Below are 6,000 nucleotides of genomic sequence, written 5' to 3'. Positions count from 1 at the left end.
GTTATTCCTCCGCTCGCCGGCGCCACATCTGCTGACGGTTCGTCACTTCGCCTTCAGGCCACCGAGGACGAGCTTCCAGACGGCGTCGAACCGGTCGTCGACGTCGGGGGTGGACCAGGTGGAGGCGTAGGCCGGGTCGTGGAAGGGGCCGGTCGCGTCGAAGACGGCGCGGGCGGTGTTGCGGATGTGGGCGAGCTTGAACTCCTTGGTCTCGATGCCCTCCGCCACCATCCGCGCGATCTGGTCGACCAGGGTGTCGACGTGGGTGTCCACCAGGCCGCTGTTCTCCTCGACCAGCACCATGTAGGTGGCGAACAGCTCCGGGTCGTCCAGCGCCTTCTTCCGCTTGGCCGTGAACAGCGCTGTCAGCCACCGCTGCAGCCGCTCGGAGGCGGGGCCGCCCTCGTTGGAGACGGTCGACAGCTCGTGGTGCGCCTGGTCGAGCCAGCGCTGGGTGACCGCCTCGCGCAGCGCGGCCTTGCTGGGGAAGTGGCGGTAGACGCTGCTGTGGCTGACGCCGAGGATGCGGGCGACGTCCACGACGGTGGCCTTGGCCGGGCCGAACCGCCGGAGGACGTCCTCCGCCGCGCTCAGGATCTGCTCGGCGGTGAGTGTGGTGTCCGTGGTCACGGGGAGGTCCGTCCTTAGGTCGTGCGGTCGGGTCGTGCGGCGATGGCGCCGGTGGTGCGGCGACGGCGCTGGTGGTGCGGTCAGCGCTCGCTGTCCAGGTGGGCCATCTGTGCGGCAGCGTACCGGTCACCGGCGGCGGAGCCGGCGGGTACGGCGGCCTCGACGGCGGCGAGGTCGGCCTCGGTCAGCGCGACGTCGAGGGCGCCGAGGGCCTCGGTCAGGCGGTCCCGGCGGCGGGCCCCGACCAGCGGGACGACGTCCTGACCGCGGGAGGCCACCCAGGCGATGGCGACCTGGGCGACGGTGGCGCCCTGTGCGACGGCGATCTCGCGCAGGGCCTCGACCAGCGCCAGGTTGTGGGCCAGGTTCTCGCCCTGGAAGCGAGGGCTGTGGCTGCGGAAGTCGGTCCCGGCGAGGGCGCGTTCCCGGTCCCAGTGGCCGCCGAGCAGGCCGCGGGAGAGCACGCCGTACGCGGTGATGCCGATGCCGAGCTCGCGGGCGGCGGGCAGGACGGCGGCCTCGATCGAGCGGGAGAGCAGCGAGTACTCGATCTGGAGGTCGCTGATCGGGTGGACGGCGGCGGCCCGGCGCAGGGTGTCGGCGCCGACCTCGGAGAGCCCGATGTGGCGGACGTAGCCGGCCTTCACCAGGTCGGCGATGGCGCCGACGGTCTCCTCGACCGGGACGCCAGGGTCCAGACGGGCCGGGCGGTAGACGTCGACGTGGTCGGTGTGCAGGCGGCGCAGGGTGTAGGCGAGCGCCGTCTTGGTGGCGGCGGGGCTCGCGTCGTAGCCGAGCCACTGGCCGTCGGGGCCGCGCTGGGCGCCGAACTTCACGCTGATCTGCACGCTCTCGCGGTCGCGGCCGCGCAGCGCCTCGTGGATCAGCAGCTCGTTGTGGCCCATGCCGTAGAAGTCGCCGGTGTCGAGGAGGGTGACCCCGGCGTCGAGGGCGGCGTGGATGGTGGCGATGCTCTCGGCCTCGTCGGCCGGGCCGTACAGGTCGGACATGCCCATGCAGCCGAGGCCGAGGGCCGAGGTGACCGGTCCGGTGGTGCCGAGGGTGCGCCGGGCGGGGCGGGTGTGGGAGGACACGGGTGACTCCAAGGGGGCGGGTGCGGTGCCGGAAGGGGCAGGAGCAGGGTGACCCGGGTCTCACTGTGACACGACAGCGAACAGATTTCAAAATCTGTTCGCTGTCGTCTGTTATCTGAAAGTTGAAATCTGTCGACTGTCATTTGTTCGGCGGGCGGGCGGACATGCGGTCGGTCGGGCGGACGTGCGGACGTGCGGACGTGCGGGCGGGCGGGCGACTGCGGCATGGCGGCAGACGCCCGCGCCGAAGCCGACATCAGTCGGCGACCCGGCTCCGGTTCTCGTACGCGAGGTCGGTGTACTCGGGGTGGCGGAGCATCCAGCCCTTGATGAAGGGGCAGGTGGCCAGCACGGACAGGCCGCGGGCGCGGGCGTCGTCCAGGGCGGCGCGGGCCAGCGCGCTGCCGATGCCCCGGCCCTCGAAGGCGGGCTCGACCACGGTGTGCGGATAGACCACCAGCTGGTCGCTGCGCAGGTACTCGGCGAAGCCCGCCGGCTTGCCGTCCTCCCAGGCCTCGAAGCGGTTCCGGGCTTCCACGTCACGTACCGAGATGGTCATCGCGGCTCCTCACTGCGGGAGAGTCGGAGCCGGGCCCGGCCCCGGTCCATCATCGGGGGACCGGGGCCGCCCCGCCCGCCGATCCGGTTGCCGTGTCCGTGGCGGTCGTCGTGGTCGGTGCCTTGTCCGGGGGTGCCGGTTCGACCGCCGGCCCGACGGCGGGTTCGACAGCGGGGCTCCCGGCCGGTGCCCAGGTCTCGCGGCCGCCCGGCGACCGCAGCAGGCAGGCGCGGGCGGGCGGCACATTGCGCCACACCGTGCGCTCGCCCAGCCCGTACGCCTCCTCGAACCGTCGCAGCAGCCGGACCACCGCTCGGTGGCGGGCGCCCCGGCGGGGGCCGGAGGTGAGGCTGCGCGCCGTCGTCGTGCCGAGGTACCCGAAGTACGTCAGCTCGCCGCCGGGCGCCAGCAGCCGCAGGTAGAGGTCGAGGATGTCGCGCACCTGCGCGGGCTCGAAGTTGGTGAACGGCAGCCCGGACACGATCACGTCGTACCGCTGCCCGCGGTCCTCCGCCCGGGCCCCTTCCGGCGCCGGTCGACGGCACTCCGGCAGCTCCTCGACCCGGCAGGCCGACAGTCGCAGGCCGACCCCGGGGTGGCGTGCGGCGAGGACCGGGTCCTCCCGCAGCCGTTCGGCGAACCGCGGGTTGGCCTCGACGACGTGCAACCGGTCGCCCGGGCGCAGCACTTGGGCCAGTCGGCGGGTGACCACGCCGGTGCCGGCGCCGACCTCCAGCACCGAGATCGGACGGTTCGGGCGGCTGGTGACCGGTACCACCAGGGCGTTCACCAGCTCCGGGCCGCTCGGGGCCAGCGCGCCGGTGTCGTGGAAGGTGCGCAGGGCCTCGGCGAGGAACAGCAGGTGGTCGCCACCGGCGGGCGAACTGTACAGGGGGGAAGGGGAGTCCGGACGGTGGTGGAGCCGTTCGTTGGTCATGCCGTCGACGCTAGGCAGGGCGGAGCCGCCGCGAATCGGCCGGTCAGCGGCGCCGACCCCCGACGAAAGTCGAGGGTGCGGTTACCCGGAAGACAGAGGCGCTCCGCGGCCGAGCGCCCCTAGCATCGAGCCCGAGGTGCCCAAGGGTGGACGTACGGAAGGCTTTCGGGCCGAGGAGAGCGGAAAGGAGGAGCACCATGCGCCGGAGTGTGCTCGGCTGGTACGGGCCGGACCACCGGGCCGGGACGGACACGTTGCTGCTGCTCGGCCTGCTCGGCCTGACCATCGAGGAGGCCCTCGCCCAGTGGACGCAGACCGACGGTCCGCTGCGCCTGCCGCGCACGGTCGTCGCCGCGCTCGCTGCGGTCTCGCTCTTCTTCGCCCGCCGCCACCCGGTGGCCTCGGCCGTGCTGCCGGTGCTCACGGGCGGGCTGTTCAACCGGGCCGTCCCCGGCCTGTTCAGCGTCTTCCACCTCGCCTACCTCGGCCGGCCGGGCCTGGCGATGGCGGGCGGCTCGGTCATCGCGGTGGCCAGTGCGGTGGGTGTGGACTCACTGGTCGGCCGGGCGGGTACCGCCGGGTCCCAACTCCTGGTCCAGGCCGCCACCATGGCGGTCGGCCTGTGGCTGCGGGGCAGACGGGTGCTGATCCGCACCCTGCACGAGCAGGTCGACGCGCTGCGCCGCGAGCGCGAGCTGCGCGCCGAGCAGGCCCGGTCCGCCGAACGGGCCCGGATCGCCCGGGAGATGCACGACGTGCTGGCCCATCGGCTCAGCCTCCTGGTCCTGCACGCCGGGGTGCTGCGCGACCAGGCCAGGGCCGGCACCGTCGCCGACGACCCCGACCGGCTCACCCACCGCCTCGAACTGCTGCGCACCACCGCCGCCCGGTCGCTCGACGACCTGCGCGACGTCCTGGGCGCGCTGCGGGCCGACCCGGCGGCCCCGCCCGCCACGGGAGGAGAGCCGTCCGTGCCCGTCGAGGCCGGGCGCGTCCCGGCGCCCGCGCTGCGCGACCTCACCGAGCTCGTCGGCGAGGCGACCCAGGCCGGCCAACGGGTCGAACTCACCCTCTCCGGGGAGCCGGAGAGCATCCCGACCACCCACCGGCTGGCCGTGCACCGGCTGGTGCAGGAGGCACTGACCAACGCCCGCAAGCACGCGCACGCCGCGCCCGTCACCGTCCGGGTCGGTTACGGGGCGCCGGCGACGACGGTCGAGGTCCGCAACGGCCCGGGCGAGGCGCCGTTGGGCGGGCCGGGCACCGGTGGCGGGTACGGTCTGGTGGGGCTGGCCGAACGGGTCGGCGCCCTCGGCGGCCACTTCGACGCCGGTCCGGACGGTGGCGGCGGCTTCCGGCTCTCCGCCCGGTTACCCGCGCCGGACCGCCCGCCGCAGGCGGTGCCGGACGAGGCGTCCGCCCGGCTCCGTGGCGACGGTCCGGATCCACAGTCGGCGCGCGCGGTGGCGCACCCCGGGCGGGCGTCGCCGCGGCCGGAGCGGGGGAAGGGGACGCCAGGGGCGCGGCAATCGCAGGAAGGGGCGCAGGGGGCGCGAGGAGTGAAGCAGTCGGAGCCACCGAAGCAACCGAGGGAACCGACGCAGCCGAACCAATCGACGCAAGCGACGCAACCGACGCGGGCGAAGCACGTTGAGCAGGAACCGAAGCCGCAGCCGAAGGACGCCGCATGATCCGAACAATGGTGGTCGACGACGACGCGCTGGTCCGTCTCGGCCTGGTCGACCTCCTGGCCCAGGACCCGGAGCTCACCGTGGTCGCCGAGGCCGCCGATGGGCTGCAGGCCGTCGAGCTCGCCGCCGGTCGGCGGATCGACGTCGCGCTGATGGACATCCGGATGCCCCGGCTCGACGGGATCGCCGCCACCCGGCGGCTGCGCGAACTCCCCGACGGTCCGCGGGTCATCGCCCTCACCACCTTCGACCTGGACGAGTACGTGTACCAGGCGCTCGCGGCCGGGGCGGACGGCTTCCTGCTGAAGGACACCCCGCCCGCGGAGATCGCCCGGGCCGTCCATGTCGTCGCCGGCGGCCAGGGGATGCTGCACCCGGCGGCCGCTCGGCGGCTGATCGACCGCTACCACCGGGTCGGGGCGCCCCGGTCGGTGGCCGCCCGCAGCCGGGCCGCCGGACTCACCCCGCGGGAGACGGACGTACTGCGCGAACTCGCCGACGGGCTCTCCAATGCCGAGATCGCCGGTGTGCTCGGGATGCGCGAGAGCACGGTCAAGGCACACGTCAGTCGGATCCTGACCGGGCTCGGAGTCGCCAACCGGGTCCAGGCGGCGCTGCTCGCACGCGACGCCGGGCTGATGGGCGACGGCGGCTGAGGACGGACGGCTGGGATCGGCCGGGCCCGGGTTCGGGTGCCCAGGTGCCGGGGTGCCCGGGTGCCGATTGGTCGTGCACCCGCGGGTACGGTCGCGAACGTTCGCGCACGCGCATATCCGGGCGCTGTCCCGCTGTTCCGGGGTGCCGCCCTGTCGTGCCAGGGGTTGCAGCCGAAGCACGTCGGGGCTCGGCGGGGCTCGGTGGGGCACATCGGGGCACGGCATCGGCCGGTGTTCACCTTGGCGTTCCCCGGACGTTCCTCCGGAGTCGGGGCGGACGTCGAAGCGGGCTTCCATGAGCCGCCGCGTGCTCCCGGTTCGTATCGCGTGCTGAGCCGCTGTCACCCATCCGGCGTGGAAATGCCGTGCCTTGGCCGTTTGCGCTGCCGAACTCGGGCGGCGGGTCCATGGTGGAGATGGGCGCGATCCGGCG

At 74.0% G+C, this 6,000-nt stretch carries 6 protein-coding genes; 2 read left to right on the top strand and 4 right to left on the bottom strand.

Features of this window, described 5'->3' with window-relative positions; genetic code table 11:
• Nucleotides 1-42 precede the first annotated feature (42 nt).
• The 4 genes from ACFU7Z_RS07395 to ACFU7Z_RS07380 all read right to left on the bottom strand — a co-directional run bounded on the left by ACFU7Z_RS07395 (nucleotide 43) and on the right by ACFU7Z_RS07380 (nucleotide 3,220).
• The gene (locus ACFU7Z_RS07395) at nucleotides 43-630 is read right to left on the bottom strand and encodes a TetR family transcriptional regulator (RefSeq protein ID WP_074004228.1); all 588 of its coding nucleotides are present in this window, start codon (nucleotides 628-630) and stop codon (nucleotides 43-45) included.
• An 80-nt stretch (nucleotides 631-710) separates the two neighbouring features.
• A complete protein-coding gene (locus tag ACFU7Z_RS07390; RefSeq protein ID WP_380776818.1) occupies nucleotides 711-1,724 on the bottom strand; it encodes an aldo/keto reductase in 1,014 nt (337 codons plus the stop codon).
• 256 nt (nucleotides 1,725-1,980) lie between these two features.
• Nucleotides 1,981-2,283 (bottom strand): GNAT family N-acetyltransferase, encoded by a 303-nt coding sequence (locus tag ACFU7Z_RS07385; RefSeq protein WP_049649718.1) that lies wholly within the window; start codon nucleotides 2,281-2,283, stop codon nucleotides 1,981-1,983.
• 49 nt (nucleotides 2,284-2,332) lie between these two features.
• Nucleotides 2,333-3,220, bottom strand: coding sequence for a class I SAM-dependent methyltransferase (locus tag ACFU7Z_RS07380; RefSeq protein ID WP_380776816.1), 888 nt, complete (start codon nucleotides 3,218-3,220; stop codon nucleotides 2,333-2,335).
• Between the two features lie 197 nt (nucleotides 3,221-3,417).
• On the opposite strand from ACFU7Z_RS07380, the gene ACFU7Z_RS07375 reads away from it, so the two are divergent.
• Nucleotides 3,418-4,911, top strand: a complete 1,494-nt coding sequence (locus ACFU7Z_RS07375) for a histidine kinase (protein ID WP_380776814.1) — start codon at nucleotides 3,418-3,420, stop codon at nucleotides 4,909-4,911.
• The gene (locus ACFU7Z_RS07370; RefSeq protein WP_049649719.1) at nucleotides 4,908-5,567 is read left to right on the top strand and encodes a response regulator transcription factor; all 660 of its coding nucleotides are present in this window, start codon (nucleotides 4,908-4,910) and stop codon (nucleotides 5,565-5,567) included. Before ACFU7Z_RS07375 ends, ACFU7Z_RS07370 begins: the two co-directional genes overlap by 4 nt.
• Nucleotides 5,568-6,000 lie beyond the last annotated feature (433 nt).

Origin of the sequence: Kitasatospora sp. NPDC057518 (assembly GCF_042802075.1) — a bacterium.
Taxonomy (GTDB): Bacteria; Actinomycetota; Actinomycetes; order Streptomycetales; family Streptomycetaceae; genus Kitasatospora.
This window is presented reverse-complemented; position numbering and strand designations above follow the sequence as displayed.